8 protein-coding genes, 2 tRNA genes and 3 rRNA genes are annotated in these 17,353 nt (G+C 38.9%); 2 read left to right on the top strand and 11 right to left on the bottom strand.

Annotation, left to right across the window (positions count from 1 at the left end; genetic code table 11):
• Window positions 1-35: 35 nt before the first annotated feature.
• The 5 genes from ACQ65V_RS07975 to ACQ65V_RS07955 form a co-directional block, all read right to left on the bottom strand.
• The gene (locus tag ACQ65V_RS07975; protein ID WP_155090036.1) at window positions 36-428 is read right to left on the bottom strand and encodes an ExbD/TolR family protein; all 393 of its coding nucleotides are present in this window, start codon (window positions 426-428) and stop codon (window positions 36-38) included.
• A 1-nt stretch (window position 429) separates the two neighbouring features.
• On the bottom strand, window positions 430-1,125 hold the full coding sequence (locus tag ACQ65V_RS07970; RefSeq protein WP_430467516.1) for a MotA/TolQ/ExbB proton channel family protein: 696 nt from the start codon (window positions 1,123-1,125) through the stop codon (window positions 430-432).
• A 63-nt stretch (window positions 1,126-1,188) separates the two neighbouring features.
• Window positions 1,189-2,580: a sodium:proton antiporter NhaD gene (gene nhaD, locus ACQ65V_RS07965; RefSeq protein WP_155090038.1), complete on the bottom strand. Its 1,392-nt coding sequence runs from the start codon at window positions 2,578-2,580 to the stop codon at window positions 1,189-1,191.
• Between the two features lie 13 nt (window positions 2,581-2,593).
• Window positions 2,594-3,820: a Glu/Leu/Phe/Val dehydrogenase dimerization domain-containing protein gene (locus ACQ65V_RS07960; RefSeq protein WP_430468623.1), complete on the bottom strand. Its 1,227-nt coding sequence runs from the start codon at window positions 3,818-3,820 to the stop codon at window positions 2,594-2,596.
• A gap of 73 nt (window positions 3,821-3,893) precedes the next feature.
• Window positions 3,894-4,961: an anhydro-N-acetylmuramic acid kinase gene (locus ACQ65V_RS07955; protein WP_430467515.1), complete on the bottom strand. Its 1,068-nt coding sequence runs from the start codon at window positions 4,959-4,961 to the stop codon at window positions 3,894-3,896.
• Between the two features lie 91 nt (window positions 4,962-5,052).
• Between ACQ65V_RS07955 and ACQ65V_RS07950 the strand changes: the two genes are divergently transcribed.
• Together ACQ65V_RS07950 and ACQ65V_RS07945 are read left to right on the top strand one after the other, a co-directional pair.
• Entirely contained in the window at window positions 5,053-6,195 is a 1,143-nt protein-coding gene (locus tag ACQ65V_RS07950; protein WP_412561892.1) for an acyl-CoA dehydrogenase, read from the top strand.
• 152 nt (window positions 6,196-6,347) lie between these two features.
• Window positions 6,348-9,251 carry a T9SS-dependent M36 family metallopeptidase gene (locus tag ACQ65V_RS07945; protein WP_430467514.1) on the top strand — a complete coding sequence of 968 codons (2,904 nt, stop codon included), beginning with the start codon at window positions 6,348-6,350 and terminating at the stop codon, window positions 9,249-9,251.
• Window positions 9,252-9,349: 98 nt separating this feature from the next.
• Here the strand turns inward: ACQ65V_RS07945 and ACQ65V_RS07940 are convergent, their stop codons facing one another.
• The 6 genes from ACQ65V_RS07940 to ACQ65V_RS07915 all read right to left on the bottom strand — a co-directional run bounded on the left by ACQ65V_RS07940 (window position 9,350) and on the right by ACQ65V_RS07915 (window position 17,008).
• A complete protein-coding gene (locus ACQ65V_RS07940; protein WP_430467513.1) occupies window positions 9,350-11,788 on the bottom strand; it encodes a helix-turn-helix domain-containing protein in 2,439 nt (812 codons plus the stop codon).
• Between the two features lie 109 nt (window positions 11,789-11,897).
• Window positions 11,898-12,006, bottom strand: a 5S ribosomal RNA gene (gene rrf, locus ACQ65V_RS07935).
• A gap of 195 nt (window positions 12,007-12,201) precedes the next feature.
• A 23S ribosomal RNA gene (locus ACQ65V_RS07930) occupies window positions 12,202-15,023 on the bottom strand.
• A gap of 138 nt (window positions 15,024-15,161) precedes the next feature.
• Window positions 15,162-15,238: transfer RNA gene (locus ACQ65V_RS07925), tRNA-Ala, on the bottom strand.
• Between the two features lie 76 nt (window positions 15,239-15,314).
• Window positions 15,315-15,388, bottom strand: a tRNA-Ile gene (locus ACQ65V_RS07920).
• A 94-nt stretch (window positions 15,389-15,482) separates the two neighbouring features.
• Window positions 15,483-17,008: ribosomal RNA gene (locus ACQ65V_RS07915) — 16S ribosomal RNA — on the bottom strand.
• Together the 16S, 23S and 5S rRNA genes with 2 tRNA genes alongside form the textbook arrangement of a ribosomal RNA operon.
• Between the last annotated feature and the right edge of the window lie 345 nt (window positions 17,009-17,353).

Below are 17,353 nucleotides of genomic sequence, written 5' to 3'. Positions count from 1 at the left end.
TACTTTAGTGAGTATAGTTTCAAAAATGATGCCGTTTAGTTAGGCTTCACTGCCAATATCACTTTAAACTTATTTCTATTAGCTATGTCCATTACCTTAACAACATTCTCTACAGGAACTGATTTCTCAGCTCTTAATACAATTGTTGGAGATTCCTGTTTTGAAAGAATTGACACCAATTGATTTTCTAATACACTTTCACCAACACGTTTCTGGTCAATATAATAAGTCAAATCTGCCTTAATACTTACTGCGGTTGACTTTTTGTTCTCTGTCTTTCCGCTTGCCTTTGGTAAAATAATATCAATAGCATTTGTGGTCACCAACGTCGATGCTATCATAAAAAAGATCAATAACAGGAAAACAATATCGGTCATAGATGCCATATTGAATTCTGGTGTTACTTTATTTCGTCCTCTAATGTTCATATTAGATAGGTTCGTTTAGGTGATCTAAAAATTCAGTAGATGTGGCTTCCATTTGGTGAACCACTTTATTAGTTCTTACCACAATGTGATTGTAAGCCACATAAGCTATAATACCTACTATTAATCCACCGACTGTGGTTGTCATTGCGGTATATAATCCACTCGCCAAAACATCCATTTGAATGGTTCCACCAGCATTAGCCAACTCAAAAATGGAAAGTATCATCCCAACTACAGTTCCTAAGAACCCAATCATTGGTGCAACACCAGATATTGTCGCCAACACACTTATATTTTTTTCTAAGCTATATATCTCTAAACGACCTGCGTTTTCAATTGCTGTATTAATATCTTCAAGAGGTTTACCAATTCTGGTAATTCCCTTTGCAATTAATCGAGAAACCGGTGAATTTTGCTGAGCACATAGCATTTGTGCAGAGTCCACCTTGCCGTTACTGACATGGTCTTTTATTTGATTCATAAAATTTGAATCAACTTTTGATGCTTCTTTTATTGCAAAAATCCTTTCAAAATATATATAAGTAGCCATAATGAGTAGTAAGAACAAGATAAGAATGATGACCATTCCTGAAGTTCCACCACTTGTAATCAACTCAATAATAGATAAGGTTTTTTCAACGGATTCGCCATCTGTTAGAACCTCCGCTTCATCTTGAATACTACTTAGTAATATCATATTATAAGTTTTAAGTTTAAAAGTTTCTGTAAGTTATAACGCTAAGTTTCTCACTTAAGTATGTTAGAAAATAGCTCTTGTTGCCATAAAGGCAATAGCACCTGCTATAAAACCTACAAAGGCCAACCAGGATATCTTTTTAAGGTACCAGAAAAAGTCTATTTTTTCCATTCCCATAGCCACTACACCAGCAGCAGAACCAATAATTAACATACTCCCGCCAGTACCAGCAGAATAGGCTATAAAATGCCACAACTGATTATCCATCGGCTCAGAGAACATCCCTAAACTGGCTGCAACCAGTGGCACATTATCAATAACTGCCGAACCAACACCAAGGAGAATGACTACCAAATCCGAAACAACAGTTCCTGCCGGCTCAGTTCCTATTAACCCAATGTTTTCTTTAAGACTATCTGCAAAACCGAAAAGTATCCCAAGCGATTCTAAAGCGGCAACTGCCATTAAAATACCCAGGAAAAACAAGATACTAGGTAATTCAATTTTTGACAATGAATAATGCACAGGACTATGACTTGCATTCTCACTATGCTCTTCGGATTGTATCTGTGATATAGCAAATTTTGAATTACTATAAATCTCAGCAAAAATCGCTACGACACCAAGGGACAGCATCATACCTACGTAAGGTGGTAAATGGGTGATAACTTTAAAAATCGGTACAAAGACAATAGCGCCCAATCCTAAAAATAACATTGTAGAACTAAATTTGTTTTTTGGCTTATCATCAGCACCTTGTAATTCTAAGGTGCCTTTAAATGGTTGTAGCAATGATGCTATAAAAGTAGGCACTATCATACATAACAGTGATGGAATAAATAAATAGATAAATAAATTACCTGTGGATACTTTGTCTCCAATCCATAGCATAGTTGTTGTAACATCTCCAATGGGTGACCAGGCTCCACCTGCATTGGCAGCTATAATAATTAAACCTGCATACCAAATCCTTACACTTCTATCCTTAACTATTTTTTGAAGAATAGATATTAAAACAATTGTTGCTGTAAGGTTGTCTATAATTGCAGAAAGTATAAATGCCAAACCGCAGAACATCCAAAGCAATTTTCTTCTGCTGTTAAAGTTTACCGCATTTTTAATGGTAGAAAAGCCATCAAAATAATCTATGATTTCTACAATGGTCATAGCACCCAATAAAAACACCAATATCTCTGCGGTCTTCCCTAAATGGTGTAAAAGCGTTTCCTCCATTAAATGCATTTTCTCTTCATGACCTTGGTCTGAAAAACCATCTACAAGACCATGAATTGAAGAATCAAACCACTGTGTAAAATCATCAATTCCCAAAGAGATAAGAGCCCAACTTATGGCCATCATAACCAAAGCTGGTATCAGCTTATCAATTTTTATATTGTGTTCTAATGTTATTGCTAAATAGCCAAAAACAAATACGAGAATTATAACAGTTTCCATAGTAAGGGATATTTTATATTAATTGTCTTAGTGCAATTTCAAAAGCGGTTTCACTAATACCGGTTTTTGTTGGATTATTCTTTTTAACTTCTTTTAATGCCTTTTTAATAACTTTAGAAGTATCATTGAAAATAGCTTCATCTGTCATTATTACTTTTCGTTCCATAAAGTAGGCAAAAACTCTAGCCATACCACAATTTGAAATAAAATCTGGTATTAAGCTCACTTTTTGGTCGGTATGCTCCATGATAGGTCCAAAGAAAATTTCTTTATCTGCAAAAGGCACATTTGCCCCACATGTAATAACTTCTAAGCCAGTACTAATCATTTGATCTATTTGATCTTGAGTAATTAATCTAGATGCTGCACATGGCGCAAACACTTCGGTTTCTAAAGACCAAATCTGTTCATTTATAGCTTCAAAAGGGATTAAGTCGTCAGCAACAAGAGTGTTTCCACTTTTATTAAGATATAATTCTGTAATTTCCTTAAAAGAAAACCCATCAGGATTAATTAAGCCACCAACCCTATCAATTATACCAACTACTTTTGCACCCATTTGGGCAAAGTAAAAAGCAGCAGCAGCTCCAACATTACCAAAACCTTGAACTACAACACGCTTTCCTTTAATATTACTGTCGTTAATTGCATAAAAATGCTTCGCTGCAACAGCAACACCATAGCCCGTAATCATATCTGCAACAGTGTACTTTTTGGATACATCTGGTGAGTATTTTGGGTTTTCAATAACCTTAATAACACCATGCCTTAACTGACCAATTCGGTTTATTTTATCAGCTTGTGTGGGTTTAAAATGTCCTTCAAAAACACCTTCTTGCGGATGCCAAACACCACTTTCTTCTGTTATGGGAATCACTTCGTGAATTTCATCAACATTTAGGTCTCCACCTGTACCGTAATAACTTTTCAATAATGGAGAAACGGCTGCATACCAGCGTTCTAATACTCCTTTTTTTCTTGGGTCATTCGGATCGAAATTGATACCTGATTTGGCTCCTCCTATTGCTGGTCCCGAAACTGTAAACTTTACCTCCATGGTTTTTGCCAGTGACAAAACTTCATTTTGATCTAGACCTTTTCTCATTCTTGTACCTCCTCCAGCTGCTCCACCTCTTAGAGAGTTTATGACCGTCCATCCTTCAGCGTCTGTTTCTGGGTCGTTCCAATGAAAAACTATTTCGGGAGATTTATTTTCGTACTTGTGCAGTAATTTCTTTATCAATTTGCATCAATTAGTTAGTTATAACAAATATAAAAAACTCTATTTCCTAAAAGAGATTAAAACATTAATTTTAAGTGTTAGGAATTAAAATTTTTCCAGAGGAATGATTCTTGCTCGCTCCTGTGACACTTTTAAGGCAATTAACCTCATTTCGCTCCCGTAAGACTCCCAATAATCCAAAAACGAGAGCTTCTTTAAATTCAATGATTTCCTTACTAGGTATCATTATTTGTGATTTTGAAAGAAATTTTATTCTATGGATTAAAAAATCATTGTACGCTCCTCCACCTGTTACCAATACTTTAGCCTTCTCTTGATTCAAGATTTTAGAAATTTGAATCGCAACATGCTCTACGAACGTTCTCAACACATCTTCAATTCTGAGATTGTAGGAGTCAATTAATGGAATGACGTTTTCTTTAACCCATTCTAAACCCAATGATTTAGGCGGTTTCTGTTGATAGAACTCAAGTTGATTCAATTTTGTTAGCAATTCGAAATGAATTTTACCTGTTGAGGCTAATTTTCCTTTGTCATCAAAATCCAGATTTAATTTGAATACATAATGGTTTAAAACAATATTGACAGGACAAATGTCAAAAGCGATTCTTTCGTTATTCTCTTCAAATGAAATATTGGCGAAGCCACCTAAATTCAAACAGAAACCATATTTCTCAAACAATAATCGATCACCAATAGGTACCAAAGGCGCACCTTGTCCGCCATATTCAACATCTTGAACCCTAAAATCGCAAATGACCTTTTCATTTAATGTATTTGCTAAAATCTGCTGATTACCTATCTGAAGTGTTAATCCATTTTCAGGTTGATGCAAAGCCGTATGTCCATGTGAAGCAATAAAATTAATATCATTTATATTATGCTTTTTGATAAATTCCGAAATAACCGTTCCTAAATATTTGGAATAAGCTTTATCTATTTCTGATAATTCATCCAAAGTCTTTGTTACCAATTGACTTAGAGATGATTTCCAAATCTCAGAATACTTCAGGGTTTCTGACTTGTGAATCTTAAATGTCCAATTATTATCATATACATATGTTGCGTATATGATATCTATACCGTCCAAAGAGGTGCCAGACATCACACCCACTACATTATAATAAGACTTTGCCATATTAGTAAAAATAATATTACTTATTGAAAATACCGCAAGAAACAGTTATCTTTGCATGAAATTTTTAACAAATCAACAATTAGTTTGCTTTATGGATTTTAGCTTAACAGAAGAACATATAATGATTCGTGATGCTGCAAGAGATTTTGCACAAACAGAATTACTTCCTGGTGTTATAGAACGTGATAATGCACAAACCTTTCCCGATGAATTGGTGAGAAAAATGGGCGAGTTGGGTTTTATGGGAATCATGGTAGACCCAAAGTATGGGGGAAGCGGTATGGATGCAATCTCTTATGTTTTAATTATGGAAGAGTTGTCTAAAATTGATGCTTCTGCTTCTGTTATGGTTTCTGTAAATAATTCATTGGTCTGTTATGGTCTTGAAGCCTTTGGTACTGAAGAGCAAAAACAAAAATACTTAACCAAACTTGCCACTGGAGAACACATTGGTGCATTTTGTTTAAGTGAACCAGAAGCAGGTAGTGATGCAACCTCTCAAAAAACTACTGCTATTGACAAAGGGGACCATTATATTATCAATGGTACAAAAAACTGGATTACAAACGGCGGACGTGCGGACACCTATTTAGTCATAGCGCAAACCGATAGGAAAAAAGGCCACAAAGGCATCAACGCTTTTATTCTTGAAAAAGGCATGCCTGGTTTTGATATTGGTCCAAAAGAAGATAAGCTTGGTATACGTGGTAGTGATACACATACATTGCAATTTAATGATGTAAAAGTACCAAAGGAAAATAGAATCGGCGAAGATGGTTTTGGATTTAAGTTTGCTATGAAAACCTTATCTGGAGGACGTATTGGTATTGCTGCACAAGCCCTTGGGATTGCATCAGGAGCTTATGAATTGGCCTTAAAATACTCTAAGGAGCGTAAAGCTTTTGGCACGGAGATTTGTAATCATCAAGCTATAGCTTTTAAATTGGCTGATATGTACACTGAGATTGAAGCCGCTCGCCATTTGGTAATGAAAGCTGCTTGGGAAAAAGACCAAGGTAATAATTATGATATGGCAAGTGCAATGGCAAAACTTTACGCAAGTAAAGTAGCCATGGAACAGACTGTTGAAGCTGTACAAATACATGGTGGTAATGGATTTGTTAAGGAATATCACGTAGAGCGCTTAATGCGAGATGCTAAGATTACCCAAATCTATGAAGGTACTTCCGAAATTCAGAAAATTGTAATTTCGAGAGGTGTTCTTCGAGATTAATTGAGACGTTCATCGAAAAATTTTACAAAATCCTGCGTTAACGCAGGATTTTTTTTATATTACACCATCAAATAGTTTTTCCCCTTCCCAATTTACTATTCGATTATTCTTCCCACAAGAAATAATTTACTAATCTTTTTTAAACCCTTTTTATGAAAAACTTTTACTTAGTAGTTCTGCTATGTGGGCTTTTTATGTATGCTGGTCATGCTCAAAAAGAAACAATAACAGAATACATGCAAAACAACCTTGAAGAATTAAAACTAACCCAAAATGATGTGTCCAATTTTAGGATTCTAAGTTCTTCAACTTTGTCCAATAAATCTTTTAGCATTTATTATTTGCAACAAGAGGTCAATGGACTCCCTGTAGCAGATAATGTTGCTACAGTACTTATGAAAGATGATGAGATTTTGAGATTTAGACATCATTTTATTTTTGACGCATCATCAAAAATCAATTCTCAAACTGCATCAATTTCACCAGTAATGGCTGCAAATTATGCGATTAGTAATCTTGGTCTTGGCACAGATGAAAATTTAAAAGTTGTTGATTATTCAACTAAGCAAGATATTACTAAAGAAAATATTTTGTCTAGTAACCTAGAGTCTCCATTAATGTTTGTCTCTGACAGTGATGGAAATTACGTCTTATCTTATGAAGTTGTGATAAAAACAAATAACCATTGGTGGGTTACAAAAATTGATGCCACCAACGGAAATATCATTTCCAAAGCAGATGCATTGATTAGCTGTAATTTTGATACTACGATTGATGATAGTAAACCAATTAATCACAAAAACCACAGCCATCGTTATACATTTAATGGAAATGAGATAAATAACGCTGACGCTTTTGCTGATAGATTATTTAATCAAAGTGATAGTGAGAATAGTATGTTTATGCCGCCTTTGGCTGCGGTAAGTGCTACTTACAATGCTTTTCCTTTAAAAGTAGAGACCCCTAATCATGGAAGTAGAGATATGTTGAGCAATCCCTGGGAAGTTACACCTACAGGCGGAGCTCAAGTACCATCCCCTTTTGGATGGCACGATTTTGAAACTGCACCAGATGTATATGTTCAAACTACACGAACCGAAGGGAACAACACTAGGTCCTATGAGGATGCTGGAAATAGAGACGCTCCATTACCAGATGGGTCATCATATGCAGATGCCACTAATATTGACGGTACTACAGGTGACATGACTTTTGATTATACCTTAGACCTTAACCAGTTTCCAGATGCATACCAAGATGCAGCAATAGTCAATCTTTTCGTTTGGAATAATTTTATGCATGATTTTTCTTATGCTTATGGATTTGATGAAACTAATGGGAATTTTCAGCAAGAAGATTATGACAGATTTGATGGTGTTGGTGGCGGAATTAATGATTGGGATGGTGATGAAGTGCGTGCCGAAGCACAAGATGGCGACGGTTTAAACAATGCTAATATGGGTACGTTAGGTGATGGTTTCGAACCAACAATGCAGATGTTTCTTTGGGGAGCATCACCATTTGGAGAATTTTTTGAAGTCATTGAAAATACCGATGATAACTCATTATTAGGAGCATATGATGCTTCACGTTTTCCATTTGTTCCTATTCCTAGAGAGACAGATGTACCTCTAGAGGCCCAATTGGTTTTAGTGCAAGATGATGGTCTTCCTTACACGGCACAAGAAGATGGAGGCACTCCAGGGCCAAGCCCAAATTTAAGTGATGGTTGTACAGGTGCAGGAGCTACTCCTGAAACCCAGATGTTAGTAAATGCAGCAGATTTAAATGGTAATATAGCCGTAGTAAGAAGAGGTGTATGCACATTCGTTAAAAAAATAACACTTGCTCAAAACTCAGGTGCAATCGGTGTTATTCTTGTTAATAATAACCCTGGCGAAGGTCCAATTAATGGTGGTGGAGAACCTTACATACCATTAAACATTCCTGCAATATCAATTTCTTTCGAAGACGGTGAAGCATTGATTGAAAAAATTGGAGATGCTGATGGTGATGGAACAATTGAATCTGTAGGAGAGCAAGTGACAGGAAAATTAATAGATCGTGGTCCAGCGTCTAATCTAATAAACAGAGATGGTGATTTAGATCAAGGTATAATTGCTCATGAGTATGCGCATGGAATTTCGACCAGATTGGTTGGAGGACGACAAAATTTCTCATGTTTAATAGGCGCAGGTGCCGTTAAAGAAGAACAAATGGGAGAAGGTTGGTCGGACTTTTATGGTCTTGTAACAACGCATAACTTTGCATTAAATAGTGACCCAACCGACCCGAGAGGAATTGGAACGTATGTACAATTTCAAGCAACAGATGGTCCAGGTATTCGCCCTTCACCATATTCTACAGATTTTAGTGTAAACGATTATACTTACGGTGACATTGCAAATGAAGCATTAACGGTACCTCATGGTGTTGGTTTTGTTTGGTCTACCATGCTATGGGATTTGTACTGGGCATTAATTGATGAATATGGTTATGACCCAGATCTATATTATGGAACAGGTGGCAATAATATAGCCATACAGTTGGTAACGGATGGATTAAAATTGACAGACTGTGGTAATGTAGGCTTTGTAGAAGGAAGGGACGCTATTTTAGCCGCAGATGATGCCTTATATGGTGGCGCAAACCATTGCTTAATCAGAAATGTGTTTGCTCAACGTGGTGTAGGTGCTTTGGCATTGCAAGGGAGTGCTGATAGTAGATCTGATCAAGTAGAAAATTTTGATTTAGATGGTGGAGTCTTTGTTGGAAATGATTGTGGTGATGTTTTGAACAACCAAGATTTTGACAGAACTGCATTTGTTGTCTATCCTAATCCAACAAATAGTACAATTTTTATAGCTTCAGGTTCTAATTATGGAGATGCAAAAGCGAGACTATATGATATTAACGGTAGACAGTTGTTTACTAAGACAATTAATTTGTCTAATACACCTCATATTGATATAAGCAATCTTTCTGATGGCATATATGTGATAGAGATTGAAACCGAGGCTAATAAATTATTTACCCAAAAAATAATTAAAAACTAAGATTTCACTTTTATTAATAAAAGGGAAGGCCTGTCAAAAAGTCTTCCCTTTTTTAATCCATAGATTTAGTAGTTGTATGAAAATTTATACGTTATAAATTAAACATTGTTTAACTCACCCATTACCAACCGTAACTCACCATAAGAATATTTGTCGTCGAGTTGGTGCTTTAGGTCTGAAAGGTTATCAAAAGTTTTTGTCGGAATAATTTCTTTTAACTCTGAATAGTGAGCTTTTGGCATTAGGTCTATAATCTTCAATTCTCCTGATGAAATGAAACTAGCCAAATGGCCGAATATAGTATTAGTGTTTAATTCTCGTTCTAGAGCAATTTGATCTATAGATTTACCTGATTTAAAAAGTTCTAAGGAGGTTTTCTTTGTATCCCCTTTTTTCTTTTTTGGTTTTAATTCTTCAAAAACTGGAAGCTCATTATTAATTTCAATATCATTTTCTTCGCAGTAATTAATAATCACTTTTAAAATTTCAGAGCCATATTTTTCAATTCTTGTTTTGCCCATGCCGTGAATTTGCTTCAATTCAGCTTTAGTTGTTGGTAACAACTCACACATGGCATATAATGATTTTTGTGTAAAAATCTGAAAGTGAACTAAATCTTCGCGTTTTGCGATTTGGTTCCTAAGTTCTCTAAGTAATTCAAAGAGTTCAACATTGGTTGTACCATCAATAATAGCTTTACGTTGCTTTTTAGGTTTTTCTTTTCCTAAGAAAACAGACTTGGCTCTTAGAGATAAAAATTGTTGCACATTAAAGCCCTCTTTTAAGCCTAAAAAATAGGATACTTTTGTCTTTAATAACTCTTCTAATGTATCTAGTTGTTTATCAATATCTTTTTGAATTGCTTTATTATCAGTAGTAAAACTTAAAGCCTGAAGAGAACCTCCTATTGTTTCTTTTGTTTGCTCCTCAAAGTAACTAATAGCTTTAATAAATCTATCCTGAAGTGTTTTATTAGATTCGGGCATATCTACCGAGTCACCAATCGATTTTAGTTGGCTATTAAAGGAGTTGCTTATTTTAAGTAGGTTGGTAACTGAATCTTTTATTGTTACCAAAGGTGTTTCAATATTTCCTTCAATGCTCCCTCTGTTTTTATAGTAAGTATCTAATATTCGATTTGAAGGATATAAAAATTTATAAAAATCAAAAATCTCGGAAATTAAGCCTAACTGAAATGTACGTTTAGATTGCTGGAGCATATCATTATTTGGTTGGTTAGCTTCTGCACTTTCGTTAAAAGAAATAACATTACTATCACTAATGATTTGACTCGGAGTAATTTTACTATTAAGAACTAATCCTTCTAGCGATTTACAGCGACTAAGCGCTACATAGGTTTGCCCGTGCGCAAAGGCAGCTTCAGCATCAATTATTGCTTTATCAAAAGTTAAACCCTGACTTTTATGAATTGTGATTGACCAGGCCAAGCGAAGTGGCATTTGTGTATAACTACCAATTTTGTCTTCGGAAATTGCTTTTGAGTCCTTATCGACAGTGTATTTAATATTTTCCCAAACCTCTGGTTTCGTGATTATATTAAAATCGTCATCTGGGCAATTCACAACAACTTCATCATCATCTAATAAAATTACCTTACCAATTTTACCATTGAAGTAACGCTTTTCTGGTGAACTATCATTTTTAATAAACATAACTTGCGCACCAACTTTTAGTTTTAACTCTTCTTTGTTGGGATAAGAATGTTCAGGGAATTTTCCTTCAACAACTGCATTATAAGTTCTTGATTTTCCTTCAAGCTTTTCAAGCTCTTGTTTATTGATCTGGCTGGCTTTATGATTATGGGTCGTCAATGAAATATAACCTTCATTTTCATTTGGAATAAAGTTAGGTTGGTAACGTTTATTCAATTCATCAGCAGATGATTGACTTAATTCATTATTTCTAATTTCGTTTAGTATATTAATAAACACTGGATTTTCTTGCCTATAAATATGCTTTAATTCAATAGTAATCGGATTTGAATTTTTATAAGCTCCACTACTAAAGAAGAATATATTCTTATAAAATGGCTTTAATAACTGCCATTCTTGCTCTTTAATTACTGGCGATAATTGTTGAAGGTCGCCTATCATTAATAATTGAGTTCCGCCAAAAGGCAAGTTTCTATTTTTAAAGCGTTTTAAGGTTCTATCTATTCCATCAAGTAAGTCAGCTCTCACCATACTGATTTCATCAATAACCAATAGGTCCAAAGACTTGATAATATTAATTTTTGTTTTACTGAATTTTCTATTGAAACTAGTTGTAGAATTTAAATCTGCATGAGGTAAAATTGGCCCGAATGGCATTTGAAAAAAAGAATGAATAGTAACCCCTTTAGCATTTATAGCCGCTACACCAGTTGGTGCAATCACCACCATTCGCTTTTGCGTTTGTAACCTTAATTTATGTAAAAAAGTTGTTTTGCCTGTACCCGCTTTACCAGTTAAGAATATATTTCTATTTGTATTATTAACAAAGTCCCAAGCAAGATTAAGTTCATTATTTATTTTCATAATAGCTTTCAGATAAAACTTGAAGATAATAAATCTGAAACTTTAAAAATGACGTAAATATTTAATAAAACAAAAAATCCCGATTCTTATTGTAAGAATCGGGATTCAAAAAAGGCGGCGACCTACTCTTCCACAGATAGTAGTACCATCGGCGCAAACGGGCTTAACTTCTCTGTTCGGAATGGTAAGAGGTGAGCCCCGTCGCTATAACCACCTTAAAAGGTGAGTAATCAGTCTTTAGTAAATAGTAGTTAGTAATACCAACTACTTACTTTACACTTATCACTAATTACTGTTCCGCATTAGCGGAACTAATATTGTTGACATATTGAAAAAAACGATGAATCGTCATTGGATATATAATAATTAAATAGTAGAAATTAATAGAATATGTACCTATAAAAAGAACGGCGTACAATAAGCCTATGGGTTATTAGTACTACTCGGCTATGACGTTACCGCCTTTACACCTGTAGCCTATCGACGTGGTCATCTTCCACGACCCTTTAAAGAAATCTCATCTTGTGGTGGGTTTCGCGCTTATATGCTTTCAGCGCTTATCCCTTCCCAACGTAGCTACCCAGCAATGCTCCTGGCGGAACAACTGGTACACCAGAGGTTGGTCCAACTCGGTCCTCTCGTACTAGAGTCAGATCCACTCAAATTTCTAACGCCCACAGTAGATAGAGACCGAACTGTCTCACGACGTTCTGAACCCAGCTCGCGTGCCACTTTAATGGGCGAACAGCCCAACCCTTGGGACCTTCTCCAGCCCCAGGATGTGACGAGCCGACATCGAGGTGCCAAACCCCCCCGTCGATGTGAGCTCTTGGGGGAGATCAGCCTGTTATCCCCGGAGTACCTTTTATCCTTTGAGCGATGGCCCTTCCATGCGGAACCACCGGATCACTATGCTCTACTTTCGTACCTGATCGACCTGTATGTCTCTCAGTCAAGCTCCCTTATGCCATTGCACTCTGCGCACGGTTACCAAGCGTGCTGAGGGAACCTTTAGAAGCCTCCGTTACTCTTTTGGAGGCGACCACCCCAGTCAAACTACCCACCAAGCACTGTCCCTGATCAGAGGTTAGACTCTAGATAAGCAAAGGGTGGTATTTCAACAATGACTCACCCACGCCTGGCGACGCAGGGTCGAAGTCTCCCACCTATCCTACACATTACTTATCCAAAGCCAATACTAAGCTATAGTAAAGGTTCACGGGGTCTTTTCGTCCCACTGCGGGTAATCGGCATCTTCACCGATACTACAATTTCACCGAGCTCATGGCTGAGACAGTATCCAAATCGTTACACCATTCGTGCAGGTCGGAACTTACCCGACAAGGAATTTCGCTACCTTAGGACCGTTATAGTTACGGCCGCCGTTTACTGGGGCTTCATTTGAGATCTTCGAGGTAAACCTCTAAACCCTCCACTTAACCTTCCAGCACCGGGCAGGTGTCAGGCCCTATACGTCATCTTTCGATTTAGCAGAGCCCTGTGTTTTTGATAAACAGTCGCTTGGATCTTTTCACTGCGGCCTGTATTGCTACAGGCGACGCTTCTCCCGAAGTTACGCGTCTATTTTGCCTAGTTCCTTAGCCATGAATCTCTCGAGCTCCTTAGAATTCTCATCCCAACTACCTGTGTCGGTTTAGGGTACGGGCTGCTTCACTCGCTTTTCTTGGAAGTCGATTCGCTAGATTATCACCTTGGCCGTAGCCTCAGTGTACTATCGCCGTGTTACCACTGGCTTCAACGCACTATTCCGTCAGTGCGCACTAACTATTCGCCTCCGTCACTTTTAGCGTGAGCAGGTACAGGAATATTAACCTGTTGTCCATCCACTACCCCTTTCGGGTTCGCGTTAGGTCCCGACTAACCCTCAGCTGATTAGCATAGCTGAGGAAACCTTAGTCTTTCGGAGTGCGGGTTTCTCGCCCGCATTATCGTTACTTATGCCTACATTTTCTTTTGTAGCTTCTCCAGCATACCTCGCAGTACACCTTCGACGACACTACAATGCTCCCCTACCACTTTTACAAGTCCATAGCTTCGGTAGTATGTTTATGCCCGATTATTATCCATGCCGGATCGCTCGACTAGTGAGCTGTTACGCACTCTTTAAATGAATGGCTGCTTCCAAGCCAACATCCTAGCTGTCTGTGCAATCCAACCTCGTTTATTCAACTTAACATACATTTGGGGACCTTAGCTGATGGTCTGGGTTCTTTCCCTCTCGGACATGGACCTTAGCACCCATGCCCTCACTGCTGATCATCATTTTATAGCATTCGGAGTTTGTCAGGAATTGGTAGGCGGTGAAGCCCCCGCATCCAATCAGTAGCTCTACCTCTATAAAACTAAATCAACGCTGCACCTAAATGCATTTCGGGGAGTACGAGCTATTTCCGAGTTTGATTGGCCTTTCACCCCTACCCACAGGTCATCCGAAGACTTTTCAACGTCAACCGGTTCGGGCCTCCACTGTGTGTTACCACAGCTTCACCCTGCCCATGGGTAGATCACACGGTTTCGCGTCTACCACTACTAACTGAAGCGCCCTGTTCAGACTCGCTTTCGCTACGGATCCGGACCTGAAGTCCTTAACCTTGCTAGCAACGGTAACTCGTAGGCTCATTATGCAAAAGGCACGCCGTCACGGATAAATCCGCTCCGACCGCTTGTAAGCGTATGGTTTCAGGTTCTATTTCACTCCCTTATTCAGGGTTCTTTTCACCTTTCCCTCACGGTACTAGTTCACTATCGGTCTCTCAGGAGTATTTAGCCTTATGGGATGGTCCCCACAGATTCATACAGGGTTTCACGTGCCCCGCACTACTCAGGATACTGCTATCTTGTCAATCTTTACCTATACAGGGCTATCACCTTCTATGGCCCGTCTTTCCAAACGGTTCTAATTCATCATGACTCAAATGTCGCAGTCCTACAACCCCAGCATTGCCGTAACAATACTGGTTTGGGCTAATCCGATTTCGCTCGCCGCTACTATCGGAATCACTTTTGTTTTCTTCTCCTCCGGGTACTTAGATGTTTCAGTTCTCCGGGTTCGCCTCCTTGCGGATAACATGTCTTCAACATGCCGGGTTGCCCCATTCGGATATCTACGGATCAATTTGTATGTGCCAATCCCCGTAGCTTTTCGCAGCTTATCACGTCCTTCATCGCCTCTGAGAGCCTAGGCATTCCCCATACGCTCTTATTTAGCTTATTGTACTTTTGTCTTTTTAATGAGTTACAATTATTGCTCGTTACAATAATTATTTAATTTTATTAAATATTTCTATCTAATTATCATGTATCTTTTTCAATATGTCAATGAACGTTCAGATTCCCGTTTCCACGGGAACTTTGGTGGAGAATACCGGAGTCGAACCGGTGACCTCCTGCGTGCAAGGCAGGCGCTCTAGCCAGCTGAGCTAATTCCCCTTTCCTTAAATTCCAAATCATGGAATTCAGAATTATGAATTTAGAATCCTCAACGTCTAGAATTTCCTTTAATCAGTAGTCTCAGGCAGACTCGAACTGCCGACCTCTACATTATCAGTGTAGCGCTCTAACCAGCTGAGCTATGAGACTCTACTTAATTATCTTAAAAATTAAATCAACAGCAAGAGAACAGAACCAAATGTTTCCTTTTTTTGAACTTTCCTTATCAGTCGTCTTTCTCTAGAAAGGAGGTGTTCCAGCCGCACCTTCCGGTACGGCTACCTTGTTACGACTTAGCCCTAGTTACCGATTTTACCCTAGGCCGCTCCTTGCGGTGACGGACTTCAGGCACTCCCAGCTTCCATGGCTTGACGGGCGGTGTGTACAAGGCCCGGGAACGTATTCACCGCATCATGGCTGATATGCGATTACTAGCGATTCCAGCTTCACGGAGTCGAGTTGCAGACTCCGATCCGAACTGTGATGGGGTTTATAGATTCGCTCCTTCTCGCGAAGTGGCTGCTCTCTGTCCCCACCATTGTAGCACGTGTGTAGCCCAGGACGTAAGGGCCGTGATGATTTGACGTCATCCCCACCTTCCTCGCGGTTTGCACCGGCAGTCTTGCTAGAGTTCCCATCTTTACATGCTGGCAACTAACAACAGGGGTTGCGCTCGTTATAGGACTTAACCTGACACCTCACGGCACGAGCTGACGACAACCATGCAGCACCTTGTAAGTAGTCCGAAGAAAGGGGTATCTCTACCCCATGCAACTTACATTTAAGCCCTGGTAAGGTTCCTCGCGTATCATCGAATTAAACCACATGCTCCACCGCTTGTGCGGGCCCCCGTCAATTCCTTTGAGTTTCATTCTTGCGAACGTACTCCCCAGGTGGGTCACTTATCACTTTCGCTTAGCCACTCAGACCGAAGTCCGAACAGCTAGTGACCATCGTTTACGGCGTGGACTACCGGGGTATCTAATCCCGTTCGCTCCCCACGCTTTCGTCCATCAGTGTCAATATATTGTTAGTGATCTGCCTTCGCAATTGGTATTCTATGTAATATCTATGCATTTCACCGCTACACTACATATTCTAACCACTTCACAATAATTCAAGACGACCAGTATCAAAGGCAATTCTACAGTTGAGCTGCAGGATTTCACCTCTGACTTAATCGTCCACCTACGGACCCTTTAAACCCAATGATTCCGGATAACGCTCGGATCCTCCGTATTACCGCGGCTGCTGGCACGGAGTTAGCCGATCCTTATTCTTACGGTACCGTCAGCCGCCCACACGTGGACGGGTTTCTTCCCGTATAAAAGCAGTTTACAACCCATAGGGCAGTCTTCCTGCACGCGGCATGGCTGGATCAGGCTCTCGCCCATTGTCCAATATTCCTCACTGCTGCCTCCCGTAGGAGTCTGGTCCGTGTCTCAGTACCAGTGTGGGGGATCCCCCTCTCAGGGCCCCTACCTATCGTTGCCATGGTGTGCCGTTACCACACCATCTAGCTAATAGGACGCATACCCATCTTTTACCGACGAATCTTTAAAGTGTCTTCCATGCGAAAATCACTTGCTATGGGGTATTATTCTTCGTTTCCAAAGGCTATCCCCCTGTAAAAGGTAGGTTGTATACGCGTTACGCACCCGTGCGCCACTCGTCAGCGGAAAAGCAAGCTTCTCCCTGTTACCGTTCGACTTGCATGTGTTAGGCCTGCCGCTAGCGTTCATCCTGAGCCAGGATCAAACTCTTCATCGTTAAATTTTAAGCCTTGCGGCTATCTCTTAACTTCTGATAGGAATTCTTAAAATCTGTACTCTAAATGATCTATTCTCTTGTTCTGTTTCGGCCGTTTCCAACCAAAACTTTACGCTGTCAATTCAATATGTCTATGAACTTTTTAATCGCTTTCCTAAGCACTTTATCGCTTAAGCGGGTGCAAATATAAAACCCTTTTTCCTTTCCCGCAACATCTATCCGAAAAATATTTTTATTTTTTTTTCAATGCCGCACTTTTTATGGAAATGAACTGCCGCCCACAACACAAACGCGTCGCTAACGGGGCGCAAATATAGAACACCTTTTTATTATAGCAAGGGCTTT

Source organism: Winogradskyella ouciana (assembly GCF_965284585.1).
GTDB lineage: Bacteria > Bacteroidota > Bacteroidia > Flavobacteriales > Flavobacteriaceae > Winogradskyella > Winogradskyella ouciana.
This window is presented reverse-complemented; position numbering and strand designations above follow the sequence as displayed.